The organism is Vibrio sp. RM-41-2B, from assembly GCF_024744415.1.
In the GTDB taxonomy this organism is placed as follows: Bacteria; Pseudomonadota; Gammaproteobacteria; order Enterobacterales; family Vibrionaceae; genus Vibrio; species Vibrio diabolicus.
Map to the genome: position 1 here is coordinate 199,227 of NZ_JAMQWD010000019.1, position 17,232 is coordinate 216,458.

12 protein-coding genes are annotated in these 17,232 nt (G+C 42.2%); 7 read left to right on the forward strand and 5 right to left on the reverse strand.

Annotated elements, in window-relative coordinates; genetic code table 11:
- Positions 1–7 precede the first annotated feature (7 nt).
- Positions 8–964 carry an AEC family transporter gene (locus NB463_RS13905; protein ID WP_258430633.1) on the forward strand — a complete coding sequence of 319 codons (957 nt, stop codon included), beginning with the start codon at positions 8–10 and terminating at the stop codon, positions 962–964.
- A 46-nt stretch (positions 965–1,010) separates the two neighbouring features.
- Here the strand turns inward: NB463_RS13905 and NB463_RS13910 are convergent, their stop codons facing one another.
- The 5 genes from NB463_RS13910 to dndA all read right to left on the reverse strand — a co-directional run bounded on the left by NB463_RS13910 (position 1,011) and on the right by dndA (position 9,795).
- Positions 1,011–1,466 (reverse strand): MarR family winged helix-turn-helix transcriptional regulator, encoded by a 456-nt coding sequence (locus NB463_RS13910; RefSeq protein ID WP_182018992.1) that lies wholly within the window; start codon positions 1,464–1,466, stop codon positions 1,011–1,013.
- Positions 1,467–1,658: 192 nt separating this feature from the next.
- Positions 1,659–4,820, reverse strand: a complete 3,162-nt coding sequence (locus tag NB463_RS13915; protein ID WP_258430634.1) for an efflux RND transporter permease subunit — start codon at positions 4,818–4,820, stop codon at positions 1,659–1,661.
- A 2-nt stretch (positions 4,821–4,822) separates the two neighbouring features.
- Positions 4,823–5,962, reverse strand: a complete 1,140-nt coding sequence (locus NB463_RS13920) for an efflux RND transporter periplasmic adaptor subunit (protein ID WP_005390787.1) — start codon at positions 5,960–5,962, stop codon at positions 4,823–4,825.
- 463 nt (positions 5,963–6,425) lie between these two features.
- On the reverse strand, positions 6,426–8,063 hold the full coding sequence (locus NB463_RS13925; protein WP_258430636.1) for a methyl-accepting chemotaxis protein: 1,638 nt from the start codon (positions 8,061–8,063) through the stop codon (positions 6,426–6,428).
- Between the two features lie 604 nt (positions 8,064–8,667).
- Complete coding sequence (gene dndA / locus NB463_RS13930; RefSeq protein ID WP_258430639.1) at positions 8,668–9,795, reverse strand: cysteine desulfurase DndA; 1,128 nt, start codon at positions 9,793–9,795, stop codon at positions 8,668–8,670.
- A gap of 118 nt (positions 9,796–9,913) precedes the next feature.
- Here dndA and dndB point away from each other — a divergent pair, with 118 nt between their 5' ends.
- The 6 genes from dndB to NB463_RS13960 all read left to right on the forward strand — a co-directional run bounded on the left by dndB (position 9,914) and on the right by NB463_RS13960 (position 17,222).
- Entirely contained in the window at positions 9,914–11,002 is a 1,089-nt protein-coding gene (dndB, locus tag NB463_RS13935) for a DNA sulfur modification protein DndB (protein ID WP_258430641.1), read from the forward strand.
- The gene (dndC, locus tag NB463_RS13940; protein WP_258430643.1) at positions 10,995–12,653 is read left to right on the forward strand and encodes a DNA phosphorothioation system sulfurtransferase DndC; all 1,659 of its coding nucleotides are present in this window, start codon (positions 10,995–10,997) and stop codon (positions 12,651–12,653) included. Before dndB ends, dndC begins: the two co-directional genes overlap by 8 nt.
- Positions 12,653–14,617, forward strand: a complete 1,965-nt coding sequence (dndD, locus tag NB463_RS13945) for a DNA sulfur modification protein DndD (RefSeq protein ID WP_258430644.1) — start codon at positions 12,653–12,655, stop codon at positions 14,615–14,617. The genes dndC and dndD overlap by 1 nt, the downstream gene beginning before the upstream one ends.
- Positions 14,617–14,958 (forward strand): DNA sulfur modification protein DndE, encoded by a 342-nt coding sequence (gene dndE / locus NB463_RS13950; protein WP_258430645.1) that lies wholly within the window; start codon positions 14,617–14,619, stop codon positions 14,956–14,958. The genes dndD and dndE overlap by 1 nt, the downstream gene beginning before the upstream one ends.
- A gap of 69 nt (positions 14,959–15,027) precedes the next feature.
- Positions 15,028–16,068 carry a ParB/RepB/Spo0J family partition protein gene (locus tag NB463_RS13955; RefSeq protein ID WP_258430646.1) on the forward strand — a complete coding sequence of 347 codons (1,041 nt, stop codon included), beginning with the start codon at positions 15,028–15,030 and terminating at the stop codon, positions 16,066–16,068.
- On the forward strand, positions 16,068–17,222 hold the full coding sequence (locus NB463_RS13960) for a potassium channel family protein (protein ID WP_258430647.1): 1,155 nt from the start codon (positions 16,068–16,070) through the stop codon (positions 17,220–17,222). Before NB463_RS13955 ends, NB463_RS13960 begins: the two co-directional genes overlap by 1 nt.
- Positions 17,223–17,232 lie beyond the last annotated feature (10 nt).

Sequence of the window (17,232 nt, forward strand, 5' to 3'; positions counted from 1 at the left end):
TACTTACATGGAAGCTGTTCTACATCAGTTGCAATTCTCTTTGTCGATAACCGGCCCTATCTGCTTAATGTTAATACTTGGCGTGGTGTTCAAACGCATTGGACTGATCAACGATAATTTTATCGAAGTGGGCTCTAAACTAGTGTTTCAAGTTACGCTACCTGCGATGTTATTTGTCAGTATTGTGGCTTCAGAACACGATTTTTCAGCGGCAAGTGGCTTTGTCAATTTCGGCGTTATCGCTAGTGTTTCTTTTTTTATTTTCACCTACCTTTCGGTCAAGCTTCTGTTCAAAGCATCACCTGACCAAGGTGTTCTTATCCAAGGTGGGTTCCGAGCAAACACAGGTATTATTGGCATCGCTTACGTTGCCAATGCGTATGGTTCTCAAGGTGTAGCGTTAGCAGCGCTTTATGTCGCGGTCACCACGTTTCTTTATAACGTCCAAGCGGTTATTTGCTTATCTCCCAAGGGCGCAACTTCTGTCCCACAAGCCGCAAAAATGATGGGCCGAACACTGACGAGGAATCCACTGATAATCTCAATCGTCCTAGGGATGGCTTTTTATTTACTCGCTATTCCAGTACCGAACGTTGTTATTGATGCAGGGAACTACTTGTCCAAAATGACATTACCTTTAGCGCTGTTGTGTACGGGCGGCTCACTCGATTTTAGCTTGATGAGAAAAGAGAAAGGTCCATCTTGGTTTGCAAGCAGTTACAAGCTGATCGTGGCACCCGTAATGATCACTATTGGTGCTTACTTAGTAGGTTTTCGAGGAATTGAGTTAGGTATTCTTTTCTTTATGAACGCTTCCCCAGTGGCAGCAGCCAGTTATGTCATGGCACGTTCGATGGGAGGCAATGCCACATTAGCCGCAAATATCATCGCACTCACTACGGTACTTTCTACCGTCACGTGTACTTTGGGCATTCTATTTCTTAAGTTTTACGACTTAATATAATTGCTCACCAATACAGTAAAGGCGCGCTAGATAGCATTAAGATAAGCTACTGGTCGTGATTTGCAAAAGTAAGCTTTCTTACCAAACGAAAAAACTCACTCGCTTCTGATTCAGACAAACAAGCAAAAAATTCTTTCTGTAAGTTCGTCATGATTTGATGCACTTGCTTTAAAGCGTTTCCCCCCTCTTTTGTCATGCTTAGCATTTTGAGACGCTGATTCGATTTACTTTTAGAAACTTGAACAAACCCTCGCTTTTCCAAATTATCCACCATTCGCTTTGCTACACTTCGCTCAGTTCGAACCGCGTCAGCCAGCGCTTGCTGACTCATGGGTTGAAACTCTTCCAAAGCGGCCAGTGCACTTGCCATCTCGAGTGTCATTAAATTTTGCCGAGAGAGCTCAGCTTGAGCACGGTTGCGATACATTCGCTGCATCACACCGCAGACAAACATAGGGCTTTGATCCAAAACGGAAATTGGGGAGATTTTCTGATCTTTCATCGTCGTTTGTTCTTCTTTAGGCTTTCATTCGGTCGGAAGGATAAACAGATTCTGCATAAGGCAAAACGCTCCCCCCTTCAAGTTTGCGTCAAAGACGGTAACCACCAAGTGAAAACATAAAATAAAGAGCGCCGAAGCGCCCTTTTATCGTGTTTATTATCACCAGTATAACTCAGTTACAGCAACCAAGTCTTACTCGCTTTGCTGAGCTGGTTTAGGATTAGTCTCAGACAACTCTGCCTCCGATTCTTTTCTCGCACGTCGATCAAACAATCGCTCAACCACCACAAAGAAGATTGGCACAAAGAATATACCTAAGATCGTCGCACTGATCATGCCACCAAGTACACCAGTACCTACCGCATTTTGACCTGCTGAGCCCACGCCAGAGCTGATAGCAAGCGGTACTACACCTAGACCAAAGGCAAGCGATGTCATAATAATTGGGCGCAGACGAACACGAACGGCATGCAGGGTTGCTTCGATAAGGCCAGCGCCTTTCTCGTAGTAATCTTTCGCAAACTCAACAATCAAAATGGCGTTTTTAGTTGCCAAGCCGACCGTCGTTAATAAACTCACCTGGAAGAATACATCGTTGTCCATACTTCGCGTCATTACCGCGAGCACAGCACCAAGCACACCAAGAGGCACAACTAACACCACGGCGAAAGGTACTGACCAACTTTCATACAAAGCGGCGAGAACTAAGAATACGACGAGGATAGACAGCGCATATAACATTGGCGCTTGGTTTCCGGAAAGGCGCTCTTCATACGAAATACCATTCCAGTTCACCGTGAAGCCTTCTGGTAGCTTTTCTACCATTGCTTCAATTTCTGCCATAGCTTCACCAGTACTAACGCCAGGAGCTGCGCCGCCTTGGATATTCATCGCTGGCAAACCATTAAAACGCTGCAAAAGAGGTGAACCATACGTCCACTCTCCGCTCGCAAAGGCAGAGAAAGGCACCATCTCACCTTTTGAGTTGCGCACGTACCACGAATCGAAGTCTTTTGGCTGCATACGGTATTCCGCATCACTTTGCATCATGACTTTTTTCACTCGACCGCGATCAATATAGTCGTTAATGTACGCTCCGCCCCATGCCGCTGACAGGATTTGGTTGACGTCATTAATGCTAACATCCAGAGCACGCAGTTTAACGTGGTCAATGTTCACTTTGTACATTGGCGCATCTGCTTGGCCGTTCGGACGAACACCGACAAGTTTCGGGTTTTGTGCAGCCATGCCAAGCAGTTGACCTTGCGCAGCGACTAATGCGTCGTGACCTTTGTTCAACGAATCTTGAAGATAGAAATCAAAGCCTGTCGAGTTACCCAATTCTTGAATCGCAGGAGGTGCAAATGCAAACACCAGTGCTTCTTTGATGGTCGAGAAGTACCCCATCGCTCGACCAGTAATGGAAGCTGCATCAGCACCCGGCGCTTCACGCTCTGACCAATCTTTCAGACCGATAAATGCCATCCCCATGTTTTGGCCTTGGCCTGCGAAACTAAATCCAGCAACGGAGAAGACAGACTTTACATTGTCTTTTTCGTCTACTAGGTAAAAGTCACGCATTTTCTCAAGTGTTTTTTCCGTCTGTTCTTGTGTTGAGTTAGGCGGCAAAATAGCCATTGAGAATACTGTGCCTTGGTCTTCATCTGGCAAAAATGACGTTGGAAGATTCATAAACAACCAGCCAGCACCTGCACTCATTGCCAAAAATACAACCAACATGCGACCTGTGCGTTTTAGAAGTTTGGCAACGCCGGTTTCATAGCCTGCTGTCATCGCATCAAACTTGCGGTTAAACCAGCCAAAGAAGCCTTTCTTCTCTAGAAGCTCAGCATCGCCTTTTTTCAGCAACGTAGCACACAATGCCGGAGTCAGAATTATCGCTACCAAAACTGAAAGTGTCATCGCCGCCACAATCGTTATCGAGAACTGACGGTAAATAACCCCTGTAGAACCAGACATAAACGCCATAGGGACGAATACCGCAGAAAGCGTCAGACCTACACCAATCAGAGCACCAGTGATCTGCCCCATCGATTTTTTGGTCGCTTCTTTGGGCTCTAACCCATCCTCATGCATCACACGCTCGACGTTTTCCACCACAACGATGGCATCGTCCACCAGCAAACCGATAGCCAGAACCATCGCGAACATGGTTAACGTGTTTACGCTAAATCCAGTCGCGTACAAAATAGCGAAGGTGCCGAGCAGTACGACAGGCACTGCGATCGTTGGAATAATCGTCGCACGGAAGTTCTGCAAGAACAGGTACATGATTAAGAACACAAGAAGAATGGCTTCTAATAGCGTTTTAACCACTTCTTGAATCGAGGCTTTGACGAATGGCGTCGTTTCAAATGGGTAAGCAATCTGCAACCCTTCTGGGAACGTTGCACTCAGTTGTTCTAAACGCTCTTTCACCGCATTGGCAGTCTCAAGCGCGTTTGCACCAGTACCTAATGAAATACCTAAACCCGATGCTGGGAAGCCATTATATTGGCCTCGAATATCGTAACTTTCTGCACCACGTTCAACACGAGCCACATCTTTCAAATAAACATTCGAACCACTGGCGTCAGACTTAAGAATGATGTCTTGGAACTCTTCCACACTGCTCAAACGACTTGCAGATGAAATCGTTGCATTCAACAGCTGACCTTCCTGCGCAGGTGCTGCACCCAGTTGACCTGAAGAAACTTGCGCGTTCTGTTCACTGATAGCATTTGCTACGTCGATTGCGGTCAAGTTGAACTGCGTAAGCTTAAATGGATCCAGCCAGACTCGCATCGCATACTGCGCACCAAACGCCTGCACTTGTCCTACGCCAGTTACACGACTAATAGGGTCTTGAATATTCGTTACAACAAAGTCACCGATATCGTTTTCTGTAAAGTCGGGATCTTCAGAATAAACCGCGACAACCATGAGAAATGCCGTATTGGATTTATTCACGACGATACCTTGGTTTTGTACTTCCATCGGCAATGACGTCAAGGCCAATTGCAGTTTGTTCTGCACCTGTACTTGCGCGATATCAGGATCAGCTTCGCTATCAAACGTCAGGGTAATTGTCGCATTACCGAATGCATCACTGCTCGATGATAGGTAGCGAAGATAATCTAGTCCCGTCATATTTTGCTCGATAACCTGCGTTACCGAGTCTTCAACAGTTTTCGCTGATGCACCTGGATAACGTGCACTGATGGTGATCGTTGTCGGTGAAATCGTTGGGTATTGCGAGACGGGTAAATTGAATAATGACATTACCCCCGCCAACATCGTTAGAATCGCGAGAACCCAAGCAAATACCGGACGATCGATAAAAAATCGTGCCATGATTACTCCTGTTCACCGTTTTGGATAGTTACAGGGCTGCCTGGACCTACCTTTTGTAACCCAGCAGTAATGACTTTATCGCCCGCTTTCAAACCATCAATAATACGCCATTGATTATTGATCGCTTCGGCTGTCTTCACTGGTCTCGCTTCCACTTTGTTCTCACCATTCACCATCATCACTGTCGCTTTGCCTGTCGCATCGCGAGAAACGGTATTTTGTGGTATCAGAATCGCGTCAGGGTCAACACCAGTAATAACCGTCGCACGAACAAACATTCCTGGTAGTAACAAACCGTCAGGGTTTGGGAATTCAGCACGAAGCGTCACGCTACCCGTACTTTCGTTCACATTGACCTCGGTAAATTTCATCGTGCCTTTATGTTCGTACGTGCTGCCATCTTCAAGCATCAATGTAACTTGCGCAGAGTCATCTTCTTGCATATGACCTTGGGAAAGAGCCGCTTTTAAACGCAGCAGTTGCGCGGATGATTGCACAATATCAACGTTGATAGGATCAAGCTGCTGAATGGTCGCTAATTTGGCTGCTTGGTTAGCCGTAACCAACGCACCCGCCGTCACACTCGATTTACCGATCACACCGCTAATCGGAGCTTTCACTTGCGTGTAATCTAAATTGATTTTTGCCGTATTGATCTTCGCTTTTGCGACTAGGACCTGTGCTTGCGCTTCCTTGTATGCTGCTTCTGCTTCATCCAAATCTTGTTGGCTGATGGACTTTTTGGTGATCAAGGTTCTGTAACGCTTCACTGTGGCATGGGTCGATTCTGCCGCTGCTTGAGCTCGGATTAATTCCGCTTCAGCGCTCAGCAAATCCGCTTGAAATGATGAATCATCAATTTGATATAGGGACTGTCCTTGTTCAACAAGGCCCCCTTCAACAAAATTTCGCTCTGAAATAATGCCTGTAACTTGCGGACGAACTTCCGCTTCTTTGAATGCACGGCTACGACCTGGCAACTCGACAGTTAACGCTTGGCGAGTTGGTTCCACCGTTAACACTTCAACTTCGGTTGCGGGCGCAGGACCACTACCTTGGCTCGATCCTTCTTCGCTAGGTTGACATCCAACCACAAAAAGGCTCGACGCAATCAGCAGAGATAGCGTGGTTTTACGTCTCATGAATTTTTCTCTCTTTTACCTACAAGCCTTCAAGATTCCTTGCTAAAAACTTCTAGAATGACTTAATGATGACTAACGGATGTATATCCAGAACAAATTAATTAGGATGATAATTACCCAGTGTTGTACATACAACAAAATTTACAGTTCTATACGCTTACGAAAAACGTTTATGGTAAAGGTGTAATGAAGTTCTCAAATTTGAAGATTTTGGGTTGGAAATCACACTTTCCTGTGAGCAATTGCAATGGTTAAAAAGCAGCAAAAGTGATGATAAAAGCATCATCACGCTGTACAGAGTTTGTCACCGCTGTCTAGGATTATTTGCACCTCTGGTATACAAAGTTAAGTAAAAGAGGAATGTAAATATAGTCGTGCCTTCACAAGTCAGGTTCGACCCTTATCTAAAAAATAACCCGCTAAGAAGCGGGTTATTTCGTCAGTGAGACTGCAGTTCTCAAGCTTATACTTTGAACTGACTAACCTGATGATCTAAGCGCTGGGTTTGCTCTGATAACATGGCTAAAGATGCTTGCGCTTGGTTTACGATTTCCACAATAGATGTACTGCTATCTGCAATGCCTTGTACGTTGCTATTTACTTCGTCACTTACCGTACTTTGCTGGCTTGCAGCCGTTGCAATGTGTGTGTTCATCTCGTTCATACGTGAAATCGCGTTTAAGATTTCAGAAAGGGATTGACTCGCTCTCCCTGCCGATTGAATTGTTTCATCACTGCTATTTTGGCTACCACGCATCACTTCTACGGCTTGTCCCGCACCAGATTGTAGCTTTTCAATCATGGTTTGGATTTCACCCGTGCTCTGTTGTGTACGACTGGCTAACGAGCGAACCTCATCTGCGACAACAGCAAAGCCTCGCCCTTGCTCTCCTGCACGAGCCGCTTCAATCGCTGCGTTAAGCGCCAATAAGTTCGTTTGCTCTGCGATACCACGAATGACATCCAATACAGAAGCAATGTTACTCACATCATGATCCAATGTGTTAATGACGTGGCTTGCACTTTCGATTTCACTTGCGAGGCTACGAATTGAGCTAACGGTTTGATCCAAAATAACATTGGTATTGGTAAGTTCATCATTCGCTGTTTGGCTTGCAACCGCAGCTTCGTTGGCGCTATCGCTGACATTTCTGCTGGTGACTTGCATCTCATGCACTGCCGCTGCTACCGCCTCGCTGTCTTTTTGCTGTGAAACGGTCGAGTTCGCGATGGTCGTGGTCAACGAGCTAAGATTTTCCATCTCATTACGCAAGGTATTCGAACTTTCAATTACTTGAGAAACTGTCGCTTGGATTTTAGACACAAACTGATTAAACGCGTTCGCTAAATTGCCAATTTCGTCTTGTGTTTTCACATCGATTCGCTGGCTTAAATCACCTTCACCAGAAGCAATTTCTGTCATCGCATTTTTGATATCGTTGATAGGCTTCACGACGGTTTGCAACAACAAAAACGCCATCGCAATAGCGGCCAGAATAACAATCACAATGCCCGCTTCAAGAATTACCTGAGCTCTTGTTGCGGCTGCTGAGATTTCATCTTTCAATAGGCTTTGTTTTTCTTCTATCGCATCTTTCACAACATTAAGTTGCGCTCTTACCTCGATAAACTGATTTTCAAAGGTGTGTTTGTTTTCGTTGTAGTAACCAAGCCATTGTGATTGAGGTAAACGCAACATCGCTTCATAACTCGCCAACCATTTTTCACCTAGGGAGACAAGCTTTCTCACTTCATTAGCGTGCGAAGAAGGCATCACGCCAGCTTGCGATAGCTCAATCATTTTCTCCATACGAGGCAGCGCTTTGTATGCGTTGTCTTTGTATTCACCGATGTGGTGGTCAATATCGGTTTGAGTATCAGAAAGAGCAACACCTTGGATTGCAGATGTTGCTTGGTAAAGATCGCGATAAGCATCCTCAATCGTTAATAAGTTCGGCACGATCTGTTCGTTGAGTGTCTCACTCAATTCAGATTGCTTCCAACTTGTCATAACGTTTAATACAGAGCTCACAATAAACAATCCAATAATCAATGACAGCGGAATCACTATCTTCTGCTTGATCGTTAAGTTCTGGAACATGAATAGACTCTCTTTATTTATGGTATACAAACTGCCGTAAATTATATCAAACAAATAGAGTATCCCATTAGGTAAAAGACTCTATTAAACATGCTATCTGATGACTTTTTGACAAGCGTTCTAATTTCAACAATTAATTGATTCTGTGGAAAATTTAATAAGGAACGCTCATCACAACATGCGAATAAAAACGCACTACCTGCACGGAAAATGTGTAACAAAAGATGAATAAAAAAGAGGCTTTTTTGAAGGGCTTGCCGACTCAATGAGTAATTGAGAATCAATACGATATACAGCTCTGGGATTGAACTTGTCGCGTAATACGAAAAAGCCCCAGCATTTCTGCTAGGGCTCAAATGTGGCGGTGAGTGAAGGAGTCGACCAATTAGGGTAGCTATTTGAAAAATAATAACTTATAGCAAGTCGACTTTCGGGAATATACACTCTGTCATATATGTCTTTTTTGTGACAAGAATGATGAAAAATCCAACAGATTATACTTAAACCAAACTCTAGCAGCCCATTAATATTTACTAAAAAACCAGAAAAGGATAAAAGGGTTGACGCTTACAGCTGAATAGTAACAACCTCAATAGTTCCTTATTCATATTCTGACTTGTTCGATTTTTGCCATTATTTCCATTACAGGTAGTTTTTCCAGCATTCCACTCCATGATATTCGAATAGCACCACTAATCCTATCTTCACTTAACCCCATTGCAGTTAAGACGTGCGAAGGAGTATAGCTAGATGAAGTACAAGCAGACCCATTAGATACAGCTGCTATCCCTTTTAGAACAACCATTAAAGATTCTGAGTTTACACCTGGGACGGAGAAGTTAAGAACGAACGGAGAAGAGCTATCACCATTGTAATGAGCACCAATCTTGTCCAATTCAGCAACTAAAGAACTTTTTAGTTCCTGAGCATGTGCCTGCCACTTCTGCGCACTGTTCTTTGCAATCTCACACGCTAAACCAAAGCCTGCGATCAGCGGGACAGCTAAGGTGCCTGGACGTAGTCCTTTTTCTTGCCCACCTCCGAAAATAATTGGCTGTAACGGAGGTCTAATAAATCCACGCTTGCGCATAATCAGAGCCCCTATGCCTTTAGGGGCATATACTTTATGACCGCTCGCACTGATTAAATCTATGCGTTCATTTTTCAAATCATCACTTAGCTTACCAAAGCTTTGAGCTGCGTCGACGTGTAGGTACGCTTCACTATGTTGCAAAACACTACATATTTGGTTGATAGGTTGAACAGAACCTGTCTCGTTGTTTACATGCATAATTGACACGAACAACGTATTGTCTTGCAACGCTGAGGCCAAATCTTCAGGGTCAACTACTCCACTTTCATTAACATCCAGATAAGTAATATCAAAACCTTGTTTCTTTAGATGCTCTACTGGCTCCAGAACAGCTTTATGTTCTATCTTTGTCGTAATTATATGCTTTTTATGTTCAAGTTCACCGTAGGCTTTAAGACCAAGGAGCGCTATATTATTGCTTTCTGTGGCACCACTTGTAAAAATTACGTCGTTAGGTTCAGCATCAACAATACTCGCTACCTGCTCTCTAGCTAAAGATACCGCTTTTTTTGCTCTCACACCGTACTCATGCGTACGACTTCCTGCATTCCCGAACTCCTCAACCATGAGGTTGTACACGAGGTCTGCCACCTCACTTAATACAGGACTAGTTGCATTAAAATCAAGATAAGTTGACAATTTCTACTCCTAAAAACTTTCTTAAAGCCTTTAGACTTTACTTCAAGAATGATCTAAAATGCCCACTCTTGTACGTACGTACAGAAACATAAAGCGTACGAACTAAATGGGTACTAAGATGAATAGAATCATATCCGGCACATCATTTCCAGCTATACGTGGAATTCAAGCTGAGAAAGAATACTACACCGTCATGTGTCCTCTAAAAAGACTAAAGCGAATCTTCACCTTTGACGAAAATAACTTACTACCAGAGGATAGAGCTCAACGTAGCCTAAACCCAAACCGAATTCCTCAGATCAGTAACTACATTCAATCCAATAGAAAAGACTACACGTTCTCATCTTTAACTGCGTGCATTGCGGGTGAATGCAGTTTTATCGCGATCGATGATTCAGGACCAGGTCAAAATATCGGCACGTTGCTTGTTGATGACGATGCTGAATTCTACATTACCGACGGTCAACACAGAACCGCAGCAATTAAAGATGCGTTAGAGAAAGACCCTACCCTAGAGGATGAGCACATTTCAGTTGTATTTTACGTGGGTAAAACACTACAAGAAAGGCAAAAAATTTTCCGCGATCTAAACCTCTTCCCGGTTAAAACTGGAAAGTCATATGGTGTTCTATTTGGTAATTCACCAGAGGAGCAATTGACAAATCAAATAGTCAAGCAATGCGAGTTCTTCAATGGCGTTATCAGCTTTGAAGATGGAAACCTGGGACCGAGGTCCTCCAAATTATTTAAGCATAGTTCGCTACACGCAGCTAACTTAGAACTGTTTCCTGACTTGAACGAAGAGAACTTTGAACACTACATAAGCGAAGCCGTAACTTTTTGGAATTGTGTAATCGATAACTTAAACATTTGGAAACTGGCTAAGAATAACGACATAACACCAAATGATAGAAAAGATTATGTTGTTTTCTCTGCCATTGTACTCAAGTGTCTGGGGATCGTAGGCGGGCAGCTGCTACAGCAGAAGAACTACAAACAAAAATTACGAAAGTTGAGAAATATTGATTGGCGCCGCGCAAATAAAACGAATTGGGAAGGTCGCTGTATCAGCCAAGGCCGAATGATGCACAATAACAGTGCCGCTTTGTTAACAGTATCGACAATTAAAACCCAACTAAACTTACCGCTAACTCCCAAGGAACATGCTGAAGAAGTGAAGTTCCAAGAGGCTCGAAAAAATGACTGAGAAATATCAACAGTCCAAATCTGCTTTCGCTGATGGCTTAAAAGATAGCCTAGAAAAACGCATCCAACATATAAAAACATTATACCTAAGTGACAGTATTCCATGGGTACTGGGATACAGTGGTGGTAAGGACTCGACAGCAACTCTTCAACTTGTATGGTATGCCTTGAAGGAGCTCGCAGACGAAGGCAAAGCGAACAAAGATGTTCATGTTATAAGTACTGACACCTTAGTAGAAAACCCCATTGTTGCTTTGTGGGTTGGCAAGTCTTTGGAAAAAATGGCTGAAGCAGCTAAAACTCAAAGTTTACCAATTATCCCACATAGGTTAACACCGGAGATTAAAGATCGCTTTTGGGTCAATCTCATTGGTAAAGGGTACCCTGCACCTCGAATGAAGTTTCGCTGGTGTACTGATCGATTAAAAATATCGCCATCAAATACCTTTATTCAAAATCTCGCAAATAAAAATGGGGAAGCGATACTGATTCTTGGCACGCGTAAGGCAGAAAGTACTGCACGCGCAGCCAATATGGAAAAATTTGAAAGCTCCACGACAAATACTAGAAGAGCTTTAGGGCTAACAGAGAATGGTTCGCTAGATCGAGTTTGGGTATATACACCAATTAGTGAGTGGAGCAATGACGATGTCTGGGTGTACCTAAACAGTGTTAAAAACCCTTGGAACTTCCCAAACCATGACTTAATGGGTATGTACCAAGGAGCTACAGAAGGCGGGGAATGCCCATTAGTTGTAGATAAGTCGACACAAAGCTGTGGTGATAGCCGCTTTGGCTGCTACGTATGCACAATGGTCACAGAAGACAAGTCTATGAACGCGATGATTGCAAACGACGAAGAGAAAGAGTGGATGTATCCTCTTGTGTCACTTCGTAATGAGCTTGAAATTAATGACTCTGTTAGAGAAAAAAAACTAGAGAAGCTTCGCCGAGATAGGAATAACCGTGACTTTAGACGTATGAATGGCACTTTAACCGTTCATGTTTCTAAGCACGGCGCAGATGTTGTGCATGGTCCATATGTTCAGAAATTCAGAGAGCATATGCTTAAAAAGGTACTTGAAGCACAAGTAGCCGTTCAACACATGGGGCCCCCGGAAGTAAAAGACCTAGAACTTTTAACTCTTGAAGATCTGGAAGCTATAAGAAAAATCTGGCTTGAAGAAAAACACGAGATCGAAGACAACTTACCCAAAATATACGAGCAAGTGATTAAGCAGCCATACGGGGGTAAGCGTCGTGCTCATCACCCGATCCTAAACAGTTCTTCTTTAAGTAAACTTCAAACATACTGCGAGCAGCACGGAGACAAAGAAGGTCTACTCTATCAACAAATTCGTGCAACGCTGAGTGTCGCTAACAAGTATCGCAGCCAGCTGCGTAGAGCTAAGCTGGGCGAAGAACTTAACGACGTATTAGATAAAGGTGCGTTCAATAGTATGTTTGAAGCAAAAGAGTTTGCTTTAGAACGTGAAAGACACCGTCTGCATATTCAATTGACGAACGATCAAAGTCTATTACCCGACGAACAAGAAAAAATTAAAGATAAGATTCACATGATCACTAAGTGTATAAAAGAACAAGGCTATAGCTCACTTCCGCTAGAAACAGAAATAGTGGAGATAGACTGATGTTCTTAAAGTCTCTCACTCTTAAAAACTTTGGCATCTATAAAGGCTTGCACACTGTTGACTTAACAGTAACAAAAGACCAACCAGTGATCTTATTCGGAGGCCTAAACGGAGGTGGCAAAACGACATTCTTAGATGCTTTGCAACTCGTTCTGTATGGCAAACACGCTAAATGTTCAAATCGAGGCAACCTAGCTTACGGGACATATCTATCTAGTACATTGAATCGTTATGTCGATAAAAGTGACTCAGTAATGTTGGAGTTAACGTTCTCTCATACAACTGATACCCAAGAACAAATTTTTACGGTTCGCCGCGAATGGAAAACTGCCAAGCAGCTCGAGAACACCAAAGACAAAGTCAGCGTCTCATGTAATGGAGAGCCTGATCTATACCTTAGTGACTACTGGGATGAATTTGTAAATGAGTTCATTCCAATGTCACTTTCAGATTTGTTCTTTTTTGACGGTGAAAAGATTGAAAACCTAGCCCACCCCGAACGAAGCAATGAGCTTATTAAAACGGGTATTGAGAACTTGCTTGGCCTGGATTTACTTAGCCAATTGCACCTCGACTTAACAAACATTGAGCGCAAGAGAAAGTCAGATAACCTAGATACGGGCGTTATACAAAAAGTAGAAGCCTGTGAAGCAGAGATCGAAGGTAACAATGAGGTCATTGAGAAGCTAAGTGTAGAAATGGCCAAACTCAAGAGCAGACAAGCCCAAGCAAATGTTGAGATCAACAAAGCGAGAAAGAAGGTACGTGAATCAGGCGCTCATTTGATTGAGGAGCGTGACCACATTCGCTTTGAGTTAGGTGCAATTGCTCAGCAATTAAAAGATAACCAACAGCAGCGAGTTAAGTTAGATTCAGGCATTGGACCACTAGGATTAATTCAGCAGCTACTTATTCAAACTCAAAAACAAGCAAAGCTTGAAGAACAAGCCGCTGAAGCAAACGCATTGAACAAGGCTATTCAAAGTTATGAAACTACCCTTTTGAGTGCTTTAGACACTCATGAGCTACCAATAGAAGCTCGTAAAGCCCTTGAATCCACAATGGCAACTATGGCTAACGAGCGTAATGAACTAGCAAACACGCCTCATTACGTAGGGTTGCCAAGCAATATTTTTGACGGACTGAACGAAAAAATCACTCAAGATCAATCTGAACGTGAAGCTCTGATTAAGCAGCGCGAGCTCCTACTTGAGAAAAAAGCGCTATTTGAGAAAAAAGAAGAGTCTATCCCAGATTATGAAACCGTTAAGCACGTACTCAGTGAACTCGCTTATTATGAAACCGAGTTTAAAAATACCCTCACTCTAATTAGTGTCAAGTCTGGTGAGTTGGAACAAGCTCAGGCTAAAAGCAACGTATTGAACCAGCGTTATACCAATCTGCTGACATTACAAAATAAAGACACCTTTGAGCAAAAGCGCTCTATCCAAGTTGTTGAACATATCGGTAAGCTGAAGGAAACAATGCAAGGTTTTGCAAAGAGCTTAGTAAAAGAGAACATTGAGCTATTACAGGAAAAAATTACCGAGAAGTTCATTGCTCTTACTCGTAAAGAGCAGTTAATTAGTGGTATATCTATTTGCCCAGAGAGCTTCTCTTTAACCCTACTTTCCACAAGCAATGAAGCGCTATCCCCAAGCCGTTTATCTGCAGGTGAACGTCAGTTATTGGCTATAGCGATTTTATGGGGCCTATCTGAAGCTTCTGGTAAAGAACTACCAACTGTAATCGATACACCACTAGGTCGATTAGATGGGCAGCATCGTACGCGCCTGATTGAAAGCTATTTCCCGTATGCTGCCAACCAAGTATTACTTCTATCGACTGATGAAGAGATCATGGGTGATTACTACAGCAAACTAAAACCTTCTGTCCACCGTGAATACCATATTAGTTACGACGAACAAGAAACAACCTCGACTATTTCAGAAGGGTACTTTTAATGCTACATACTATTGATATGATTAAGCTTTCTGAGAAACAAAAGCAGCAGCTAATTCGACTGAAATCGAAGACTGGAATAGAAAACTGGAACGTGCTTTGTCGCTGGGCTCTATGCATGTCTTTGGCAGAAGACTCAGTACCGCCTTTTGAGGAGATACCAGCTGATAGCAACGTGGAAATGACATGGAAAGTGTTTGCTGGAGAATACGCTGATGTTTACCTCGCTGTGTTGAGAGAAGCTTATCAAAAACAAAGTACACACCTACAAGACGTGCAATTTAGCGAATTTGTTAAATTGCACCTAAACCGTGGAATTGGTTTCTATAACAGGTCTCTATAGCCTCAAGACGCTTTAAAATAAATAACCTTAACTGTATAGTTATAATAAACATACAGTTAAGGTGCTTTTATGGATATCGAAAATAGAGTTGTTACTATAAAACAGCTACTCTTGGATCCCAATAATCTACGTTTAGATGTGGCTTTAACAGAAGACGCAATCCCAGAAGAAGATTATTTACTTCATCAAAATGAGACTTTAGAGAGGCTTGAGTACGAAAATATTGATGAGCTACGCGAATCAATTCTCAACAATGGATTTATAGAAGTCGATAGAATAGTTGTAAAAGAAGTAGACACTATTTCATCAACTCAAAAGCTATACATCGTTATCGAAGGAAATAGAAGAACTGCTGCATTAAAGGGGCTCTATAATGATTATCTTGCCGGTACGATTGACATAGACGACGAGTTAAAGTCACAGTTTAGTAACATCAATGTCTGTTGTATTACTACAAAAGACCCTGATAAAATAACTACATTATCAGCCAGCCTTATGGGAATTAGGCATGTCTCCGGCCCTAAAAAATGGCAAGGTGTACAATCCGCTAAATTAGTATATAAACTATGTAAACAAAGCAGAACATTTACTGAAATTGCTTCACTGCTTGGGATATCTTCATCTGATGCTGAAAGAAGATATGAAGGTTACCTTGCGTTCCTTCAAATGAAAGAATGCCGTCCAGCACGAACTTTAACTAAACACTATGCTTTATTGCTTGAGTTTCTATCAAACAAAGTATCTAGAGCATGGTTAGATTGGAATGGGCAAGCCTTTTCTAACGAAGAAACCTATGAAGTTCTTTTGGATCATTTGTTACCCACAAAAGGAAAAATCAGAGCAGAAATCAATAACCCAGCAGATGCTAGAACCTTCAACCGCCACCTTGAAATCCCCGAGCATTCTGCTCTTTTAAAGTCTAGAGAAGCAACCCTCTCATCATTGCCAGACCTTCCTAGGAGCAATAAAAGTAAATTAGCTCATATTAATAGATTTATTAGCTTTATAAATAACATTCCCAATGATGACCTTGATTCTGCTTTGGAAGAAACTCTAGAAGAGCTTATTTCGTCCATTAATAGTAAGATTAGTAATGAGGATGATCGATAATGAATTTTAAAGAGTTCTATTCTGACTATTCTGACGAGATAATAAGTCTTTTATCAGAAAATCGCGCTAATCGAGTAAATGGTGCTCAAAGATTTATTGGCTTTATTATAGAAAAGTTTGATAACAATGAACTAGATCCTGAATTTGACGATTTGAGCGAAGAAGAAATCACCGAGATAGTCAAAGGTGAACTAGACCACCTCATAGAGTGGGTCAAAAATAATAAACCTGAACTTTCCATTTCATCTAAACATAGTTGGAAACTAGCCTCCAGTACTAAAGATGCTAAAGGTAGTATTTCTTCGGAAATTGTTTCACACATAACAGAGAGTGAACAACAGCTATTAACTATAGAGCCTAGCTCGGTAAGTGAGTCAGACTTTGAAAAACTTAAGCAGATTCTTAATAAACTAGAATCTTTCGAAAATAGAGACCGAGATTTAGAGGCTAAGTGTGCCCTATTAATAGCTGAATCAGGATTCAAGCAAAAAGATGATCAAGTAAATGCGAAAGACTGGGAGGTAGCTGGCGAAAAATGTTTAGAAACACATGAGAAAAAGAAGGCCAAAAGGTATTTTTCTATTGCTGCTAGACTTTTTTCACAAAACTATATGTACAAAGAATCGGCTAGAACATTCAAAAAAGCTATAGATGCTGAAGACTATTATGAATTAGATAAAAATTATGGAAAAGACAGTGCTAAGACTGAGAAGGAAAATTATAAAAAGCTACTAGTAGATTGTCGATTACAATATGAGCGTGCTGGTCAAACTCAAGAAGCTGCTGATATATTCATTAAAGAAAATGATATTTTGACTTATGAAAGTATTTGGTTTAAAAAACCATTACTTAAACTTTTCAAATATACAGCTCTCTATGGTGAGTCTCCTTGGCGTGTGTTTCTTACGTCTTTAATTGTTATGGGTATATCTGTAGTCATCTATTACATATTTGGGATACATGATGGAAACACAACTATCAAAGGAGAGTTTGGGACTAGTGTGTACTTTGCTTTGGTAACATTTACTACATTAGGGTATGGAGACTTCTCCCCTGTTGGGGCCGTAAGATTTGTGGCAACAGCCCAAGCCTTATTGGGACTGTTGCTAACTAGCCTCTTTATGGTGACTTTAGTTCGAAAGTTCTCTCGTTAGTAAGCTGTTT